We start from the raw sequence: 18,461 nt of genomic DNA, 5'->3' as shown, positions 1-18,461 counted from the left end.
GGCGAGCGCTGACGTTTCCCTCACGGGCGCGTCAGCGCTTTTCGTTACTCTGGGCCCCACGAGCCCTCCGAAGAAAGGCATCCATGAGCACCTTTATTACTGGCATTTCCGAGCTGCGCACGGTCTCCGAGCTGGGCACCATTAAGAACGCAGCATTGCTTATCGACGACGGCGTGATCGCCTGGGTCGGCCCCGCCGACGAAGCCCCCGCGGAAGCAGCAAACGCCGCCGAAACCGTCGATGTTGGCGGGCGCGCAGTCCTGCCCGGCTGGGTAGATTCCCACTCCCACATGGTTTTCGACGGCAACCGCGCCGAAGAGTTCGAGGCCCGCATGGCCGGCGAGTCCTACGCCGCCGGCGGCATCGCCGTGACCATGGAAGCCACCCGCTCCGCAGGCGAGGAGCGCCTGGATAAGTTGGTGGCGGAGCGCGTCGCCGCAGGCCATGCGGGCGGCACCACCACCTTTGAGACCAAGACCGGCTACGGCCTAAACGTCGAGTCCGAGGCGGAGGCGGCTCGCGTGGCTGCCCGTCACGTGGACGAGGTGACGTTCCTCGGCGCACACCTGGTCCCGCCGGGAGCGGATGCTGACGAGTACATCGACGAGGTCGTCGGCCCGATGCTGGATGCGGTGAAGGATCACGTGCAGTGGATCGACGTGTTCTGCGAGCGCGGCGCATTTAACGAGGAACAGTCTCGGCGCGTCCTCGAGGCCGGCAAGAAGGTGGGCCTGGGTGTGCGCGTGCACGGCAACCAGCTTGGGCAGGGCCCGGGTGTGAAGCTTGCGGTGGAGATGGGCGCGGCCAGTGTGGACCACGTCAACTACCTCTCCGATGAAGACTTCGAGCTGCTGGCCGGTTCGGACACCGTGGCCACGCTGCTGCCTGCCTGCGACCTGTCCACGCGCGAGGATCTCGCACCGGGCCGCAAACTTATCGACGCCGGCGCCACCGTCGCCATCGCATCCAACCTCAACCCCGGTACGTCGTTTACGTCCTCGATGAACTTCTGCGTGACCACCGCGGTGCTGCAGCAGTACCTCACGCTCGACGAGGCGATCGAGGCTGCCACCACCGGCGGTGCGAAGGCGCTGCGCCGTCACAACGTCGGCGACGGCAAGGACCCGCAGGGCCGCCCGGCCAAGGGCACGCTGGTGCCCGGCGCGGCCGCCGACCTGCACATCCTGGATGCGGAAAACGCCATCAACCTGGCCTACCGCCCAGGTATGCCTATGACGTGGCAGACCTGGGTGGCAGGCAAGAAGGTCTACGGCTAGCTAGATAGTCACCTGACGGGACTTAATATTGTCCAGTTGTTTGCGCTCGTCTGCAGATAATGCAGCGTCGTTGGCGTACTCGGCGGTGATCTTCTTATCCAGTTCCGCCAGCGCCGCCTCGTAGGAGTCGGCCGCCACGGACGGGTCGAGGTCGAACACCGGAACAACCAGGCCGTGGGTGCGGAATGCGCCGGCGAACTTGGTGTCCTCGCCCAGGTTCAGCTCGCCACGTGCCGCGATGCGTGCCAGTGCGGACAGCATCTGCGCCTCGTTATCTTCGGTGCGCACCCAGCGGATGTGTGCCTTGCCGCCGCCCGGGTTAACCCACCAGATTGCGCCCGGCAGGTTCTCGCCGATCTTCTCAGACGGCAGGACGGCGTCGTTGGCCTGGCGCAGCGCCTGCTGGATCTGCGGCGGGACCGAAGCCCCCTCCGGGAACCACCAGGAGAAGTCCTGGTAGGTGGTGATGTCCAGGGTGGCGTCGTCGCTAAGAAGCTCCGACAGCTCCGGCTGCGAACCGTCGGCGACGGTGGACTGCAGCGTCTCGCCCGGCTTCGCATTCACAACCCAGTTCAGGGCGTACGCGAGGTCGCGGCCCGGGTTCTGGGAGTGGGAGGTGACCTGAAGCGCGACGAAACGCTCGCCGCCCTGGTCCTCCTCGCGCACGAGCGCAGCTCCCGCGCCCGGCAAGACGGTCACAATGTTGACCGGGGTGCCCTTCACATCAACCGTGGTCACGGCAGAGGGGACGAACTCCTGCAGCGCAACCAGGTCGGCTTCTGCTGCCAGGCCGCCGAACGGGCGGGGATCTTTTTGGAACTTCTCGCGCTCAGCGGCGCGGGCTGCGAGTTTTGCCTCGCGGCGCGACATGCCCTCGGGCAGGTCTGCGCGGTTCTTCTTTTTCTTCGGTTTGCGTTGCACCATGCGCGCAATCGTACCGGCGTGCACGACACCGGCGGGCAACAAGCTAGTCAGACACAACAGCGGTGTGGTTGCCAAAGATCTCCAGCGCAAGGTCCGGAAGGTCCGTTGCCATCACATCCACGCCCTTGTCAGCGCACCACTGCATACCGCGAGGCGTGTTTACGGTCCAGGTGTACGTCTTCAACCCGCGATATCCCAGCAGTTCAGTGCGCAGTTGCAGGTGCTGCAGCGCAGGGCCCACACCGTAGGGGCGGGAGAACATGCGGTTCTTTTTGTTCCACCTCATTTCGCGCACGCGGAACAGGTAGAAGGTTTCCAGCTCGGGTGCCATGTCGGTGAAGTAGCGCACCGCGCGGTGGGAGAAGGATGCGAGGTGGATGTTCGGCGAGTCGTCGAGACGCGCGTACCTGAGCATGCGGAAGGTCTGTTCGTCCACCTCAGGCCCGTGCGGGGTGGGGTGTTTGGTCTCGATGTAGATGTGTTTGTCGGGGTAGTCCTGCATGAGTTCGAGCAGTTCTTCCAACAGCATGATGCGCTGCGGGTCTTCTTTGGTGCCCACGTTCAGTTCACGCAGGTCGTTGTAGTCGTTGAAGTCGATGCGCCCCCGCACGCCCGCGGTGCGGATCAGCGTGGGGTCGTGGAAGACGACAACTCGCCCGTCACGGGTGAGCCGTACATCGCATTCGATGCCGTGGATGGGAAGTTCGAGCGCCTTTTCAAACGCGCGTTGTGTGAGTTCTGGGTAGGATCCGGAAAATCCCCGGTGGGCGACGATTTTTGGTGTGGTGTTGTGGCTCACGGCCCACAGGCTACTCGCCCTTGTGCCCGCCCGCGAGTGTAAGAAGTTTGGGACAATAGCAAGCGTGCTTATCGACGACACCCGCAACGCCATCCGCAACATCACCGCAAAACTGCCCGACGCGGTATGGCGCGCACGCCAGCGGTTTTCGTTCAGCCGCGACGGCTGGCTGGCGGTACCGATCGGCGCGGTGCAGGTATTGGGGGATCTCTCCCCCGCGATCCGCCTGCTTGGCCCGCACCGGCTGCCGCCGGCGTTTCGCTCGGGCCTGGTCGGCGCGGAAGTGGCCACGTGGGGTGCGGTGTCTCCGTCGTTGCTGCCACACAACTGGTGGGCGACCGCGGCGAACGTGGCGGTACTCCAGGGCATCGGCCACGGGGTTGCGACGGGCCTTGCGCGGGTGTTCGGGCCGACGACCCCACCAACCGGGACTGGACGTTTGCCCCGCCCAGCGCGTGTTGCGATGACGGCGACCACGGTTGCGGTGTTCGCCACCTCGATCCGCCGGCGCATACGGCTGAAGCGCCTGGTGCAAAGCGACGACACGTTCCGGGCTTCTGACCTGGCGGGTGGCGTGATGCTGGGCACGCTCGGCTACGGCACGGTGTTGCTGGTCGGCGACGGCATCCAGTCCTTCATCGATGCACTCAACGAGCTGCTGGGCAAGAAGTTGCCGCCGGTGGCGTCGTGGCCAATCGCCATCGTGGGCGGTGGTGTGCTGCTGGTGTTAGTGAGCGACCGGGTGGTGCTGCGTCGGTTCCTCTCCAATGCGAGCCGGCGTGCCTTTGAGCTGGACCGTGAGTACATGCGTGGCGCGGTGCAGCCGCATCGCCCGCAGCGTTCGGGTTCGCCGGAGTCTTCGGTGGATTGGAACCTCATGGGCCGCCAGGGCCGCGCGGTGGTTTCCGGCGGCCCGCGCAAAGAGGACATCGAGCGTGTCCTTGATCGGGAGGCACGGGAGCCGATCCGGATCTTCGTCGGCCTGGATCTGGAGCGTGAGCAGGACGAGCCGGACTTTGAGCAGATGGCACGCCTGGCTATTAAGGAGATGCATCGCACCGGCGCGTTTGAGCGCTCCCACATCGCGGTGATGTCGGCAGCCGGCACGGGCTGGATCAACGACTTCCACACGTCCGGGTTCGAGTTTGTCACCGGCGGCGATAGTGCGATCGTCGCTATGCAGTACTCGTATCTGCCCTCGGCGTATTCGTACCTTGCGGACCGCACGAACCCGGTGCGCTCCTCGCGCATGTTGATCGAGTACATCCTGCGCGAACTGGAAAACATCCCAGAATCCTCCCGCCCGAAACTCTTCGTCGGCGGCGAATCGCTCGGCGCCTACGGGGTTTCCGACGCGTTCGAGTCCATCGACGAACTCTTCGAGCTCACCTCCGGCGCCGTGTTCACCGGCACGCCCGGCTTCGCCCGCAACCACAGCGAGTTAACCAAGAAGCGCCAACAAGGTTCTCCGGAGCGCCTTCCGCTTATCGACGACGGCCTCCACGTCCGCTTCACCGCCCACCCCGACCACCTCAACCACGACTTCCAAGGCGACGCCTACGCGCAGAAGTGGGAGGCCCCGCGCGTCGTGTTCGCCCAACACGCCTCTGATCCGGTGGTGTGGTGGGACCACAGCCTGGCGTGGCGCCGGCCGGACTGGCTGAAGGAGCCGGGCTCGCGCGGGGTTCCGGCACCGAAAAAGCAGCACTTGGACGCGCTGCACACCATGCGTTGGATGCCGCTGGTGACCTACTGGCAGGTCGCCATCGACCAGTTGTCCTCCAAGGACTACCCGTCACCCCATGGGCACAACTACCACGAGGAAACCGTGGCGTATTGGAACGGCGTCATCCACGGCGAGCGTTCAGACGAGGATGCAAACGCCGCGCTGACCAAGGACGAGATCAAGCGCGCGGCTGCCTGGATCCACAACGACGCCACCAAACTGCGCCGCCCCGTCGGAGGGTTCCCCTCCAAGCACGGCTACTAAATGCCGCAGGCCACGCCGGTGGAGTGGTGCGGGCAGTAGCCGTTGGGCACCTTGTGCAGGTACTGCTGGTGCTCCTCCTCAGCGAGGTAGTACGGCGCGCCGGCGCGCACTTCGGTGGTGATGTCGCCGTAGCCAGCGCTGTTCAGGTCCGCCTCGTACTGGCGGATCCACTCACGGATCTGCTCGGCCTCTTCCTCTGTGTCGGTGTAGAAGGCGGAGCGGTACTGGGTGCCCACGTCGTTGCCCTGACGGTAACCCTGGGTGGGGTCGTGCGCCTCGAGTGCAGTCTTAACGATCTCCTTCAGCGAGATCACCTCCGGGTCGTAGACCACCTCCACCAACTCCACGTGGTTGGTCTGGCCGGAGCAGACTTCGCGGTAGGTGGGGTTCGGGGTAATGCCGCCGCCGTAGCCGACCGAGGTCGATTCAACACCGTCGAGCTGCCAGAACATCTTCTCCGCACCCCAGAAGCAGCCAATCCCGATGAGGATGCGCTTCTGCCCCTCACGCCACGGGCCGGTAATCGGGGTGGTCAGCACGGCGTGCGGGCGGGGGTTGGCAAGGACGGGTTCGGGGCGGCCGGGAAGGGCCGTGGTGTCGTCGACAAGCTTTGGCTCAGGTGCGAAAAGAAATCCCATATTTGCTGTAACGAGTTTGGGCACAACACTGTTCCCAAATTTTCTCTACGATGGTTGCCGTACACGAAATCAAACGAAAGGAAACCATCATGGCTGTTTACGTGCTTCCTGATCTCCCGTACGCATACGACGCACTTGAGCCGCACATCTCCGCAGAGATTATGCAGCTGCACCATGACAAGCACCACGCTAACTACGTCAACGGCGCAAACACTGCACTCGAGGCTCTTGAGGCAGAGCGCAACGGCGACGCAAACGCCGACAAGATTCGCGCACTGACCAAGAACCTTGCGTTCAACCTCGGTGGACACACGAACCACTCCATCTTCTGGAAGAACATGGCACCGAACGCTGGTGGCAACCCGACCGGCGCAATCGCCGAGGCTATCGACCGCGACTTCGGCTCCTTCGAGGGCTTTAAGAAGCAGTTCGCTGCCGTGGCTAACGGCCTGCAGGGCTCCGGCTGGGCAGTGCTTGGTTACGACCACATCGCTGGCCGTCTGATCATCCAGCAGATGACCGACCAGCAGGGCAACATCTCCGTGGACTTCACCCCGGTCCTGATGCTCGATATGTGGGAGCACGCTTTCTACCTGCAGTACAAGAACGTCAAGGCTGACTACGTCGAGGCTTGGTGGAACGTTGTCAACTGGGACGACGTCAACGAGCGCTACGCAAAGGCTTCTGCATAAACCTGCAGCGACCTAGCTAATACAAGCGCCCGCCACTTCCTTTCGGAGGTGGCGGGCGCTTGTTGTTTTCCCTGTGATACGTCGAGTCCGCATGAACTCAAGAAGCAGTCTAAGTTAGGGTCGCCTTAACTGCAAGTATTTTCGCAAAGTTTTTGTTGCGTAATTCCCCCGCGAGAAGTTTCGTAACATAGGCAGGGTGAGAAAAGGCAGTCCTGAATACCGCAAAGCCACGCTGGCAATGCTGGCGTTCGGCCTCGCCATCTTCAACACCCTCTACGCAACCCAGGCCCTGCTGCCCACGCTCACCACCGAGTTGGACATCACCCCCTCCACCGCCGCACTGACGGTCTCCGCCGCCACCGGCGCCCTTGCGCTGTGCGTAGTGCCAGCGTCGATCCTGTCGGAAAAGTACGGGCGCGGACGCGTCCTGGTCATCTCCGCACTGGCCGCCACCGGCATCGGATTGCTCCTGCCCATCGCCCAAAACGCCGAGCAACTCATCGCCATGCGCGCCCTCCAGGGCGCGATGATCGCCGGCACCCCGGCGGTGGCCATGACGTGGTTGTCCGAAGAACTCGACCAGCGGGACTTACCCGGCGCGATGGGGCTCTACATCGCCGGCAACAGCATCGGCGGGCTCACCGGTCGCCTCATCCCGGCAGGGCTTTTGGAGGTCACCTCCTGGCGGTGGGCGCTGTTAGGCAGCGGCCTCGTTGCCTTCCTGCTGGCAGTGATTGCCGTGTGGCTGCTTCCGGAGCAGCGCAATTTCGTACCAAAACTCTCCATCCGGCCGAGCGCGGGAATTCGCGCGATGGCCCGCCACCTGCGCAACCCCCGGCTGCTGGTGCTCTACGCCACCGCGTTCGTGGCCATGGGCGTGTTCGTGTCCATGTACAACTTCTTCGGCTTCCGCGCGGTGCTCGACTTCGGCCTACCCGCCGCACTGTCCGGCCTGGTGTACGTGGTGTACCTGTCCGGCACCTGGTCGAGCGCGCGTGCCGGAGTGCTGCTGAAGCGCCACGGGCACGGGGTGGTGGTGCTGGCATCGTCGATACTCATGCTCCTCGGTGCGCTTGCCGCAGCCAGCGGATCGCTGTGGGTCACGCTGCTTGGCCTGTTGGTGTTCACCGCCAGCTTCTTCGCGCTGCACTCCACGGCGTCCGGTTGGGTTGGGCTCATCGCTGAGCGCGACCGTGCGGAGGCCTCCAGCATGTACGTGTTCTGCTACTACATGGGCTCGTCGATCCTGGGCGCCGCCACCGGGCGCGCGTACGAGGCGTTGCCGTGGGCAGGCTTCGTCGGGGTGCTCGCTGGGCTACTTGCTGCCCTCGTGGCCACGGGTGCGGCGCTGTGGAAGGCGGAGCCCCGCTAAACCCCGCTAAACCTCGCCCAATCGTGGCACGCCCGGCGCGCCGGCGTCGAGGAAGTCGCGCACGGCACGGGTGGCCAGGCAGTCGTCTTCGTTGTAGCGGATGAGCATGTCGCGCGCGTCGATATCGCCAAGCCTGCCCGCGCGGCGCAGTGCCACGGAGCGCTCCCCATCCACGTCGTCGTCTTCCCACGCGAAGCCGACCACAGGCCCGAGTACTTTCAGGCCGAGCCCATCCGTGCCGACGAGCGAACGTCGCACCAGGGCGAACACGTCGACCCAATCCTCAGACGCGATGAACTCCGCAACCTCCGCCTCGTCCACCGAGGCAAACCTGCGTGCCGACGACCGCAGCCAGTGGTTCTCCCCACCCGCCGCATAACAGTAAGCGCGGAAGGTCTGGCCGGCCTCGCGCGCGTCGCGACGCCGCTGCATCAGCCACGACCAGAACGCGTTGAAGTTCGCCTCCTCGGCCGCACCACCAACGTCTTCCCAGGTGACAAACGCGCGGTACTCCTCGCCGTCGTACGCGCCCCACAAGTAGGCGCCCTGGTCGAGGTAGGCCTCCATGTCGATGTCGATCTCCACGTCGGCGCGCGGCACCGGCGCTAACTTCTCACGCCGCAGCACCGGGATACCGGCGCGCCAGGCGCGGGCGATGGCTGCGGGTTCGGCGGGGCCGTCGTCGATAAGCGACTGCACCGTGGTGATCCCTTCCTCGCGCCACACGTCCCCGCGGCCGCCCGGCAGGAGCAGCGAAATGTCATCGAGTTCCTCCAGGCGCGGCTTGCACAGCGGCCAGAATCGGCAGGATGCGCACTGCTTCATCCGCTTCGGCTCGTCTGGGATCTCCACGGCGAGCGCCTCATGCAACTGCGGGACGTAGCGGGCGGGGTCGACGACGTACACGCGCGCCCGATCCTGCCCAACCGCTCCGCCGCGACCATCCGCAAGCGTGCCCAGCAGGACATGCGCCATGGCCAGGCGGTACCCGTCCACCGTGTGGTGGCGGCCCTTCGCCTTCACCGTCATCGCGCGCCCCAATCCGAGCCTGGCGGTGGGCACCATCAACATCTCGTTCGTCGGATGCTCCCGCGCTACCCGGTGGTTCGAGATGATCACCGGCGCGTACCCGCGTTCGGTGCGCACCAGCACGTCGACCTCCGCAAGGGTGGGCACCCCGTCAACCTCCCCCTCGAGCGCCGCGTTGGTGATCAGGTGCGCGCGCCGCTTCAGCGCCATTCGCGTCTCGACGATCCGCGCATCCACCCCCGCACCCGGATCGATATCAATACGCGTAAAGGCCTTTCCGCGGCCATCCCCAACCGCCCGCTTCACCGGCAACGCATCGAACACCGCTGCACGCCCCGCATCAATCTGCGGTTGGCGCAGCAGCGCATCCGGCAGCTCTGGCGTATCCGGGTGCGCGCGTCGCTGACGCAGCCGGTAGCGGCACCCGACAAGATCGGATGCCCGCACCGGCTGCGCTGGTTGGGCAGTCCCGCCCACGGTGGGAGGTTTCACAATGCCTGCCACGATACCCGGGCAGCGTTGCCGGACCGACAGGTACAGTTGTTTGGAGTTAACGCAAACGAAAACGCAAGGAGTACCGACCATGGGTGTCCTGGGCATCATCCGCAAAGCACGCCGCAACGTCAAGGCCGAAATTAAGGCCGCTGAGGTGCACGCACGCCAACTGGCCAAGGATCAGGCGAAGGCCGACAAGCGCACCGCCGAACTGCTGGACAAGGCAGAAAAGCGTCTGCTGAAGGAAGAGAAGAAGGGCCTCAAGCGCAAGCGTAAGCACGAAAAGGACCTGGCCAAGGCGCACCTGAAGCGCATCGAAGAAGCCGGCATTACCAAGAAGAAGGCCAAGCAGTGGACCGGCGCCGCCCGCGTCATTGTCCCCGTCGCGCTGCCGCTGATCTACAAGGCGCTGACCTCCCTGCAGCAGAACCAGGTGAACGCCAACGCAGCAGGCCTCGGCCTGTCCGCAGGTGATCTGGCGCGCCACTCCGGCCGCGGCGCCGAGCTCAAGGCCCGCATCGAGGCGATCCGCGCAAGCGTGTCCGGCTCCGGCGAGTTGACCGAGAGCTTCAAGCGTGACGCGAGCGTGCGTCTCGACGAGCTCGAGCAGGCCGTCCGCAACGCCGAACACGCCAACCCGGAGCAGCGCCGCCTGGCCCACAACTCCATCGACGAGGACCTCAACGTCCTCGCCGGCGATGTCCAGGAGCGCCTCTCCCGCTAGTTAGAGCACACCCTGCTCGCGCGCCGACGCCACGGCAGAGGTACGCGAGCGCACACCCAACTTGTCGTAAATGTGGACAAGGTGGGACTTCACGGTGGCCTCAGACAGCATGAGTTCGTGGCCGATCTCGCGGTTCGACGAGCCAGCAGCCACCAGTTGCAGCACCTCCAACTCGCGCGGTGTGAGCGATGAACGCGGCGCACGCTCGCGGGTTTCCAAACGGTCGCGCACCACCGGCGACATGGTGGCATCACCGCGGGCGGTCGAGCGCACCGCCGCGACCAACTCCTCCGGCGGGGCGTCCTTCAGCAGGTAGCCCACTGCGCCGGCCTCGATTGCGCCGAGGATGTCCGCATCCGTGTCGTAGTTGGTCACCACCAGCACCTTCGGCGGGTTGGTCATCCGGGAACGGATCTCCGCCGTCGCCTGCGCACCCGTGGTCACACGCTGGCCTTCCGCACCGGCGCCGAAGCGCAGGTCCATCAACACCACGTCAATGCCGCCGGCTTGCGCTGCGGCGATCGCGCCTTCCGCGGTGGCAACTTCTGCCACGACCTCGATGTCGTCCGCTTCTTCGAGCACGGCACGCAGGCCGAGGCGAACGATCTCGTGGTCGTCTGCCAGCAGGACTCTAATCACCGGGGACCTCCTCGTTTACGTCTTTTGGTTGATATTAACCGGCACGGCGACAGAAAGGGCCGTAGGCCCGCCCGGCGCGGACTCAATGTCCAACTTCCCACCCAGTTCTGCCGCACGCGAACGCATCGCGTCCAGCCCCAAATGCCCCAACCCACTGGGTTTGAGTTCCTGACCGTCCACGTCGAAGCCGCGTCCGTTGTCCACCACGTCCAGGCGCACCTCGTCCGGCGCGTAGGTCAGCGTGATGCGGGTACGGGTGGCCTCGGCGTGGTTGACCACGTTGGACACCGCCCCCTGCGCGATACGCAGCAGGCCGGCCTCCACGCGCATGGGCAGCTGGATAGCCTCGCCGTCTGTCTCCACCTCAATGTCCAACTCGCCTGCCGCGGCAAAGTCACCCGCGACCCGCTCGAGCGCTTCACGTAACGACGACTCCGTCAACGGCGCCGGCGCCAACGCCGCAATCATCGCCCGCGTTTCTGCCAGGTTGTTCGACGCCGCCCGCCGCGCAGTTTCCATCTTGCGCAACGGCTGCGTCGCGTCCACACCCAACGCTTGGATGTCGCGCTCGGCGGAGTGCAGCAGCATCTGAATGGAGGACAGGTTCTGCGCCACCGTGTCGTGAATCTCGTGAGCCAATCGTTCGCGTTCCTGCGCTACACCGGCGGCGCGCTCAGTTTCGGCGAGAAGGTCGCGGGTGGCCAGGAGTTCGTCGATAAGCTGCTGGCGCTCTTGGCTGACCTTATTGATCGTGAAAAACGCCCAATCAATCGCCATCACCACCACCGCCGACAGCGCCGGTCCCATCACCCCGCCGAGCGTGAGCCCCGCCGGGATCTGCACCGCGATACTGATCGCCAGCCCCACCACCACCCAGGCGTAGCCGAGCCAGCCGCGCATCGCCCGCAGGTACACGAAGAACAGCACAAACACCCAGTACACTGCCACCGGCGACACCGTCGTATCCGCCACCCACAGCGCAGTCGCGCTAAACGCCCACACGATGCGACCCCATTTGCCCCATCGGTACATCTCCACCATGCCGTAGAACAGCAGAAACGCGAACCCGGCAGTCAGCAGAATGTGCAGCAGCGCCTCGTTCAGCGGCATCCGCGCCAGCGCGCCCAGCGACACCACCATCAGGCACACGGCCAAAATGGTGATGCCGGAATCAAGCGCGCTGTTTTCGGTACGTTTTCCGGGGTGCTGCTCCAGCAGCACTAATCTGGAGCTCATGCGTTCGAGATTACCCATCGTGCTGCTCGTGCTCGCCCTCGCCGGTTGCGGGGAGCAATCGCTTAACGACGACACCCCCACCCCCGAACCCGCACCCGCCCCCGATTCCGGCCTGCCCGTCGAAGCACTGCCGGAAACCGCACGCGACGGATGGCAGGAATGCCCCTACCTGGACACCGAGTGGGTAGCGCGCACCAACGGCCAACGTGTCACCGGGGTGGGCACCGACACCCGTTTCGACACCCCCGCCTGCCAGTTCTGGTCCTACCCCGAAGAACCCCAACTGACCGTGATCGTGCGCCACATGGACTCCCCCGAACAGGCCATGGCGGTGGTGGACTGGGCCACCCCAGTGGACCTCACCCAACCCGCCGACCACCCCGCAGGCTGGGACGGCGGCCGCCACGGCGGCGGGGACGTCCCCAACCGCATCGGCGCCGCATACTCCGTGGCCAAAGGCAACGTGGCCGTGACGGTGTTTACCAACCAAGACGAGTCGGTCAAAGCCGAAGCGGTCGCCACCGAAGCAATCACTAACCTAGGGCTGTAATGAACACCATCAACGTCGCCGCCATCGTATTCACCGACAACGCCGGGCGCGTCCTGTGCGTACGCAAACACTCCAGCCCGCGCTACCAACTCCCCGGGGGCAAGCCGGAAGGCGGCGAGACCCGCCTGCAAACCGCCATGCGCGAAACCCGCGAAGAAGTCGGCATCGACGTCGACCCCGAACACTTGAGCTACCTGGGCACGTTTACCGCCGAGGCCTCCAACGAGCCCGGCCACAGCGTGACCTCCACGGTGTTCCTCCACCCCGGCCTACCCGCCGATCCGGCCCCCGCCGCCGAGATCGCCGAAGCCACCTGGATCGACCCCACGAACCACGCCGACTTTGAAATCGCGCCCCTGCTGCGCACCCAAATCTTTCCCGCGCTAACCCCCGCGAACATCAACGCCATCGCCGTGTTCGCCGGCGCCCGCGAGGGCACCGACCCGAACAACGCCACGCTCGCCCGCAGTTTCGGCGAGGCACTGGCCCGCCACGACATCACTCTGGTCTACGGCGGATCCAAGCTCGGGTTGATGGGTGAGGTGGCGAGGGGGTCGTCGAAAAGCATTGGCGTCCTCACACACCACCTGGCGCAATACGAGATCCAGTACGACGGGCTCGAGCGCCTCGAAATGGTGGACACCCTCGCCGAGCGCAAAGCACGCATGAGCGAACTTTCCGACGCCATCGTGGCCCTGCCCGGCGGCGCCGGCACCCTCGACGAACTTTTCGACGAATGGACCAACCAACAACTCGGCCTCCACCGCAAACCCATCGGGCTGCTCGGCCGCGACTTCTGGGCCCCCTTCATCGCCATGGTGGACCACATGGTCGCCCACGGCTTTGTGCGCGCCACCGACCGGGCACACCTCATCGTCGCCGACGACCCCGACGAACTCATCGCAGCACTGCGCGCCTGGCACCCACCGGTACCGCGCTGGCTCTAAGGGCTACACCGCGACGTCGTTATACGGCATCTGCGCCGACACCCATGGGTAAATAACCTCCATGAGCAGGAGGAACAGCAACACCAAAATGACGGCGGTGAGCAGCCACTTCACCACCGGCGGGCCGGGCAGTTTACGCCACAACGCTGCATACATGGGCTAATCCACCTCCGTCATCGCCGGCGGGAGCGCGCCCGCCTGGTCCTTCGGCGTCACTTCCGTGCGCACCGCGTGAATGATCATGCGCTCGGCGTTAGAGAACTGTGGGTGACACGTGGTCAATGTAATCAAGCCCTCCATGCCGGGCTCCACCTTCGTAGACTTCGACCCCGGCATCGGGTTGACCACCTCAATGTTGCCCGGCAGCGTGATCTCCCGGCCAAGCACGTGCTGGTAATCGCCCGACGCGATGCGCTCATTCATCTGCTCCGGCAAGCATCCGGCGCCCTCCGCGTGACGAGCCGCCGGATCCGGCGACAACGGCATCACCCGATACGTCACCCACTCCTTCTGCGTCTCCACAACGATCGCGTCACAGGCCTTCAGCGCGCCAAGATCATTAAACGGCGCACCCTTGCCCACACGGTGACCGGCAACCGCGAAGTTGCCATCTTGGCCCGGGAACTGCGTATCCGGGTAGTGGCCCGGACCCGTGAGCAACTGCGCCTCCTGCACGCCCTCGACGATGGCGAACTGGTAGTCCTGCCCAAACGCCGGGATATACATCTTCGCAAGCGCGTCCCCCAACTCAGCCTGCTTTGCCTGACGAGGGTTCACCCACTGCTCCTCAAGCTTCGACTGCACCTCGTCCTGCATCTTCGCCGACGCCAAGTTCGTCCAATAGGACTCATAAAACGCGAACAGCAAAAGCAGCACGCCAACCGTCAGCAGGACCTCGCCAATCACCTGCGAGACACTGACACGATTCTTCCCAGCCATAACTAAATGGAGTAATCCGGTGGCGGCGCGCCCAACTTGGACTTGGCCAGAGCCTTAGCAGTGTGCAGGGGTGCGCTATCACGCAAAATGCGCGCCCCCGCCAGACCGCCTTCCAGGAAGATCAGCAGCTCATCCGTCAACGAGGACGAATCGTAGCCATTCTTCTCATTGAGCAACTCCGTGATCGTGGAATGCATCCACAGGCGGTGATTCCTGCAGGTCTCCACAATCCGCTCCTCGGATTCCGTCTCCGGGCGCGGGTACTCGGCCGCAGCGTTGAGGAACGGCGAGCCACGGAACTCCTTCTGGGGCTCCTCCTCGATCGCCATATCGAACAAGGCGAGGATCTTCGAATCCGCATCCGGCGCCTTCGCCGCACGCTCACCCCAACGTGAACGGTACTGCTCGTCGAGCTCCTCCAGGTACGCAACAACCAAGTTGTCCTTCGACCCCAGCAGCGAGTACAACGACGCCTTCGCCACATCCGCCTCACGCAAAATGCGGTCAATGCCGATGACGCGGATGCCTTCTTCTGTAAACAGCTTCGTCGCGGCATCCAGCAGACGCTGCCGAGGACTCGGACGATCGCGGCGGCGCGCAGGCGCCTTCTTCTTACTCGTGGCGGCGGCCAATAGGAACTCCTTTCGCGCGCCTAAAACAGGACCATCTCAATATAGACAAAACGGTTCGTCTATTCCAGCGAAAAGCCCCCGGAGCAGCTCACTCCGGGGGCTCAAAGCAGATTGCTTATCGACGACTACCTGTCACCTTATTCACAATCCACAGCAGAATCACCGCACCGATCAGGCAGGTCAGGAAACTAAAGAAGCGTCCACCGCCTTCCACATCAAAGCCGAGCAGGCCAAGCAGCCAGCCACCGATGAAACCACCGATAACACCGACCAGAATGTTCAGGCCGATGCCCATCTGTGCGTCACGGTTCTGCATCTTGGATGCGATCCAGCCAGCAAGGCCGCCGATAATAATCCAGCCGATAAAACCAAGTGTTGGAGTCATGTTGAAATCCGTCCTTATAAATAGATTTTGTCAGTTACCCCTACCATTGTCCCTCGTTTTTCGGACTTTTGGGTAACGAATCTATTACTCCTCCGGACGGACCACCATCATCGGGCACGGCGCCGACTGCAGCAGCGCACGCGAAGTGGACCCAAGCAGCATGCCCTTGAAGCCGCCGCGCCCGTGCGAACCGGTCACCAGCAACTGGGCGTTCTCTGCCGCGTTGGTCAGTGCGCGCACCGGACGGTCACGTGCAATAACCTTCTTCACCTGGACATCCGGGTACTTCTCGATCAGTTCGGCCAACAACTCGTCGAGAAGCTGCTGCTTATCCTGCTTCACAGCTTCCCAGTGATCCTCAGCCACCGCGTATCCAGCACCAGGGCCCTGGATGTGCGTATCCACCCAAGTGTGCACCGCAACCAGCTCCGCACCACGCGCCGCCGCCTCCTCGAAGGCAACTTCTGTTGCGCGCTGCGAAACCTCAGAGCCATCCACACCGACCACGACCGGGCCGTACTTGTTCTCCTCGGTCACCGCGCTATCCTCGCGCACCACCACAACCGGGCAGTTCGCGTGCGACACCACAGCACCAGAAACGGAGCCCAGCACCATGCCAGACAGGCCGCCCAGACCACGGGAGCCCATCACGATCATCGTGGACTCATTCGACATACGCAGCAGCATGTCAATCGGAGAACCCTCAGCCACCGCGTGGCCAATGTGCAGGTCCGGCGCCACTTCAAGTGCGATATCGCGGGCACGATCCACGGACTGCATCGTCTCGCGCTGGAGTTCGTCGAAAATCTCCGCCGGCGGAACCATGCCCTCCGCGTACAGGAACTGCGGCATGGTGTAGCTCGCAGCCAAACGCAGCGGAATACCACGCTTCATCGCCGTATTCGCCGCCCAACGCACCGCATTATCTGAAGCGGGGCTGCCATCGACAGCGACAACGACGATGTCTTCGCGGGTCTCTTCCTGGGTCATTATCTCAGCCTTTCTGAGCTAGACAGCTGGTTATACCCACATTCTAGTCGCGCAAGCGCAAGTTAGCGGGGAATCTCCACCGGGGTTGCTGCCGGCGCATTCGCCGGATACAGCAAGTTGTAAATCAGGGTCAACGCGTCCGCGATCGCTTTACCAATGCCCTGCGAAAAGAAGCCCATCAACGGCTCAACCAATGCTCCTAAATCCATGCGGGCTAATCTACTACACACTATGGCGAGAAAGAAGGGTCCACCAGCAATGCCGCTGCCACCCCGCGGCGGCCTCGGCGCATCCCGCGCCCGCGTCCCCGAAGGCGACGGCATCCGCGCCATCGACTTCATCTGGCACCTCGTCTCCACTCAGCGCCACCGCCACCCCGAAGACAACTTTTCCGCAGTACAACAGCGTTTCGACGACTCCCTCGTCGTTCACCGCGACACCACCCCAATCTCTCCCGAGGACTGGCTCGAACCCGGCACCGACGTCTTCTTCTACCGACGTCCCGCCCCCGAAACCCCCGTCCCCTACGACATCGTTCCAGTCTTCGAAGACGACAACATCCTCGTCGTGGACAAGCCACCATTCCTGGCGACGATGCCGCGTGCCTCCCACATCACCGAAACCGCCACCGTGCGTCTCCGTCGCGCCACCGGGAACGAAGAACTCACCCCCGCTCACAGATTGGACCGCGGCACCTCTGGTTTGTTGCTGTTGACCAAACGCCGCGAAGTCCGTGGCGCCTACCAGGAACTTTTTGCCCGCCGGGAGGTGGACAAGATGTACGAGGCGATCGCACCGTATGTTTCTCTTCCTGTGCCTACGGAGTGGTCCCACCACCTGGTCAAGGTTGCTGGCGAAGCCGCTGGTTCTGTACTCGTGGGTGAGGAGCCGAACTCCCACACCGAGGTAGCTTCCGTTACTCGGCTGCCTGTTGAAGAGGAGCAGGAGTTGCAGTCACTCTATGGCGTCACCGATCCTTTGGGACGCTACGTTCTCCACCCAACAACCGGCCGCACCCACCAACTACGACTGCAAATGATGACCGAAGCCGCCCCCATCCTTGGCGACACCATCTACCCAGTCCTACTCCCCGCCGACGCCGAAGACTTCTCCCGTCCCATGCGGTTACGTTGCATCCGCTTAGGGTTTGTAGATCCATTGACCGGCGAAGATCGCTCCTTCGCGCTGAATTAGAGGCGGGATGTTCCCGGCCACCGGCTCGGGCCTGCTGCTCTATTCCGTAGCGACCGTTTGTGGCTTACCGGGCCTCGAGTGTAAAACCGCACATCACACCTTTCGCCGACCTGGGTGGAGTGTAAGAACCTGCAGCCGATCAGGCGTCATTTTGCATTGATGGCGGTTCGCCAACTGCGAGGCTGCGTCTACGGCAGGTTCGAGTCTTGACTCCGCATTGCGGACAAGTGGGTGTCCACCAACGATTCTGTTGCCAGCGGCCTTGTTGCGGACATCGTTACTCCGCATTGCGGACTAGTTGGTGTGCACCAACAAATTCTGGGTACCGAGTGGGCTACTTTTCAACGAGCACAATGATTAACCGTTTGATCGGCTCTGCATTGCGGACTAATTGGTAAACACCAATTATGCGGCGGCATAGTCAAACTCGTTCTGTTTCCCACTTCACATTGCGGACAAATTGGTTTTCACCAACGATTCCGTTGCCGGCGACCTGGTTGCGGACATTGTTACTCCGCATTGCGGACAAGTTGGTGAACCCCAACGATTCCGCTGTCGGCGGCCTGGTTGCGGACTTTCTCACTCCGCATTGCGGACAAGTGGGTGCACACCAATGAATTCCGGGTCTCGAGTGGGCTACTTTTCAAAGAGCGCCAGTGGGCTACATTTCGAAGAGCACTCACACGAACATAATGAATAACCGTTTGATCGACTCTGCATTGCGGACAAGTTGGCGCACACCCATTGACTATGCAGTGGCATAGTGACGCCCGCACTGTTCCTGATTCTGCATTGCGGACTAGTGGGTGGACCCCAACGACTATGCGGTGGCATAGTCACGCCCGATCACGTTCTTGACTCTGCCTTGCGGACTAGTGGGTGTCCACCAACGAATCGTGTCGGGGTACAGGAAGTGTAGGTATGCGGAAAAACACCCAGGAGCAACCATGCGGTTGGTCCTGGATGTTTTAGTGTTGTGAAGTTGTTGGGTCGGCGGTAACCTACTCTC

20 protein-coding genes are annotated in these 18,461 nt (G+C 63.5%); 8 read left to right on the top strand and 12 right to left on the bottom strand.

Annotation, left to right across the window (positions count from 1 at the left end):
- Positions 1-83: 83 nt before the first annotated feature.
- Positions 84-1,277: an imidazolonepropionase gene (hutI, locus tag HMPREF3048_RS04425; protein WP_070771305.1), complete on the top strand. Its 1,194-nt coding sequence runs from the start codon at positions 84-86 to the stop codon at positions 1,275-1,277.
- Here hutI and HMPREF3048_RS04420 read toward each other — a convergent pair whose 3' ends face one another.
- Entirely contained in the window at positions 1,278-2,201 is a 924-nt protein-coding gene (locus HMPREF3048_RS04420; protein WP_070771304.1) for a DUF5926 family protein, read from the bottom strand.
- 43 nt (positions 2,202-2,244) lie between these two features.
- A complete protein-coding gene (locus tag HMPREF3048_RS04415) occupies positions 2,245-3,000 on the bottom strand; it encodes a glycerophosphodiester phosphodiesterase family protein (protein ID WP_070771303.1) in 756 nt (251 codons plus the stop codon).
- Positions 3,001-3,064: 64 nt separating this feature from the next.
- On the opposite strand from HMPREF3048_RS04415, the gene HMPREF3048_RS04410 reads away from it, so the two are divergent.
- On the top strand, positions 3,065-4,990 hold the full coding sequence (locus HMPREF3048_RS04410) for an alpha/beta-hydrolase family protein (protein ID WP_246818845.1): 1,926 nt from the start codon (positions 3,065-3,067) through the stop codon (positions 4,988-4,990).
- On the opposite strand, the gene msrA is transcribed toward HMPREF3048_RS04410, so the two are convergent.
- Positions 4,987-5,628: a peptide-methionine (S)-S-oxide reductase MsrA gene (gene msrA, locus HMPREF3048_RS04405; protein WP_070453367.1), complete on the bottom strand. Its 642-nt coding sequence runs from the start codon at positions 5,626-5,628 to the stop codon at positions 4,987-4,989. The two genes, HMPREF3048_RS04410 and msrA, sit on opposite strands and share 4 nt — an antisense overlap.
- 89 nt (positions 5,629-5,717) lie before the next feature.
- Between msrA and HMPREF3048_RS04400 the strand changes: the two genes are divergently transcribed.
- A complete protein-coding gene (locus tag HMPREF3048_RS04400) occupies positions 5,718-6,320 on the top strand; it encodes a superoxide dismutase (protein ID WP_070422653.1) in 603 nt (200 codons plus the stop codon).
- Positions 6,321-6,558: 238 nt separating this feature from the next.
- Complete coding sequence (locus HMPREF3048_RS04395; protein WP_083316737.1) at positions 6,559-7,692, top strand: MFS transporter; 1,134 nt, start codon at positions 6,559-6,561, stop codon at positions 7,690-7,692.
- 6 nt (positions 7,693-7,698) lie between these two features.
- Here HMPREF3048_RS04395 and HMPREF3048_RS04390 read toward each other — a convergent pair whose 3' ends face one another.
- The gene (locus tag HMPREF3048_RS04390; RefSeq protein WP_246818844.1) at positions 7,699-9,213 is read right to left on the bottom strand and encodes a TM0106 family RecB-like putative nuclease; all 1,515 of its coding nucleotides are present in this window, start codon (positions 9,211-9,213) and stop codon (positions 7,699-7,701) included.
- A gap of 91 nt (positions 9,214-9,304) precedes the next feature.
- Between HMPREF3048_RS04390 and HMPREF3048_RS04385 the strand changes: the two genes are divergently transcribed.
- On the top strand, positions 9,305-9,940 hold the full coding sequence (locus tag HMPREF3048_RS04385) for a DUF6474 family protein (RefSeq protein ID WP_070453376.1): 636 nt from the start codon (positions 9,305-9,307) through the stop codon (positions 9,938-9,940).
- Here HMPREF3048_RS04385 and HMPREF3048_RS04380 read toward each other — a convergent pair whose 3' ends face one another.
- Complete coding sequence (locus HMPREF3048_RS04380; RefSeq protein WP_070483198.1) at positions 9,941-10,579, bottom strand: LuxR C-terminal-related transcriptional regulator; 639 nt, start codon at positions 10,577-10,579, stop codon at positions 9,941-9,943.
- 15 nt (positions 10,580-10,594) lie between these two features.
- Complete coding sequence (locus HMPREF3048_RS04375; RefSeq protein ID WP_070771301.1) at positions 10,595-11,815, bottom strand: sensor histidine kinase; 1,221 nt, start codon at positions 11,813-11,815, stop codon at positions 10,595-10,597.
- On the opposite strand from HMPREF3048_RS04375, the gene HMPREF3048_RS04370 reads away from it, so the two are divergent.
- Together HMPREF3048_RS04370 and HMPREF3048_RS12510 are read left to right on the top strand one after the other, a co-directional pair.
- Positions 11,814-12,365 (top strand): DUF2020 domain-containing protein, encoded by a 552-nt coding sequence (locus HMPREF3048_RS04370; protein WP_070568920.1) that lies wholly within the window; start codon positions 11,814-11,816, stop codon positions 12,363-12,365. The two genes, HMPREF3048_RS04375 and HMPREF3048_RS04370, sit on opposite strands and share 2 nt — an antisense overlap.
- The gene (locus tag HMPREF3048_RS12510) at positions 12,365-13,312 is read left to right on the top strand and encodes a TIGR00730 family Rossman fold protein (RefSeq protein ID WP_083316733.1); all 948 of its coding nucleotides are present in this window, start codon (positions 12,365-12,367) and stop codon (positions 13,310-13,312) included. The genes HMPREF3048_RS04370 and HMPREF3048_RS12510 overlap by 1 nt, the downstream gene beginning before the upstream one ends.
- Before the next feature lie 3 nt (positions 13,313-13,315).
- Here HMPREF3048_RS12510 and HMPREF3048_RS12260 read toward each other — a convergent pair whose 3' ends face one another.
- The 6 genes from HMPREF3048_RS12260 to HMPREF3048_RS12255 form a co-directional block, all read right to left on the bottom strand.
- Positions 13,316-13,468: a hypothetical protein gene (locus HMPREF3048_RS12260; RefSeq protein WP_167617510.1), complete on the bottom strand. Its 153-nt coding sequence runs from the start codon at positions 13,466-13,468 to the stop codon at positions 13,316-13,318.
- Between the two features lie 3 nt (positions 13,469-13,471).
- Positions 13,472-14,251 carry a class E sortase gene (locus HMPREF3048_RS04360; protein WP_070771300.1) on the bottom strand — a complete coding sequence of 260 codons (780 nt, stop codon included), beginning with the start codon at positions 14,249-14,251 and terminating at the stop codon, positions 13,472-13,474.
- Positions 14,252-14,253: 2 nt separating this feature from the next.
- Entirely contained in the window at positions 14,254-14,883 is a 630-nt protein-coding gene (locus HMPREF3048_RS04355) for a TetR/AcrR family transcriptional regulator (protein WP_070422659.1), read from the bottom strand.
- 115 nt (positions 14,884-14,998) lie between these two features.
- A complete protein-coding gene (locus tag HMPREF3048_RS04350) occupies positions 14,999-15,268 on the bottom strand; it encodes a GlsB/YeaQ/YmgE family stress response membrane protein (protein WP_070422660.1) in 270 nt (89 codons plus the stop codon).
- 84 nt (positions 15,269-15,352) lie between these two features.
- Positions 15,353-16,258, bottom strand: coding sequence for a universal stress protein (locus HMPREF3048_RS04345; protein ID WP_070422661.1), 906 nt, complete (start codon positions 16,256-16,258; stop codon positions 15,353-15,355).
- Between the two features lie 62 nt (positions 16,259-16,320).
- On the bottom strand, positions 16,321-16,467 hold the full coding sequence (locus HMPREF3048_RS12255) for a hypothetical protein (RefSeq protein ID WP_167594476.1): 147 nt from the start codon (positions 16,465-16,467) through the stop codon (positions 16,321-16,323).
- Between HMPREF3048_RS12255 and HMPREF3048_RS04340 the strand changes: the two genes are divergently transcribed.
- A complete protein-coding gene (locus HMPREF3048_RS04340; RefSeq protein ID WP_141758853.1) occupies positions 16,403-17,452 on the top strand; it encodes a pseudouridine synthase in 1,050 nt (349 codons plus the stop codon). The genes HMPREF3048_RS12255 and HMPREF3048_RS04340 overlap by 65 nt on opposite strands.
- The last annotated feature ends 1,009 nt before the right edge of the window (positions 17,453-18,461 follow it).

The organism is Corynebacterium sp. HMSC075D04 (assembly GCF_001815635.1).
GTDB classification, from domain to species: domain Bacteria; phylum Actinomycetota; class Actinomycetes; order Mycobacteriales; family Mycobacteriaceae; genus Corynebacterium; species Corynebacterium coyleae.
This window is presented reverse-complemented; position numbering and strand designations above follow the sequence as displayed.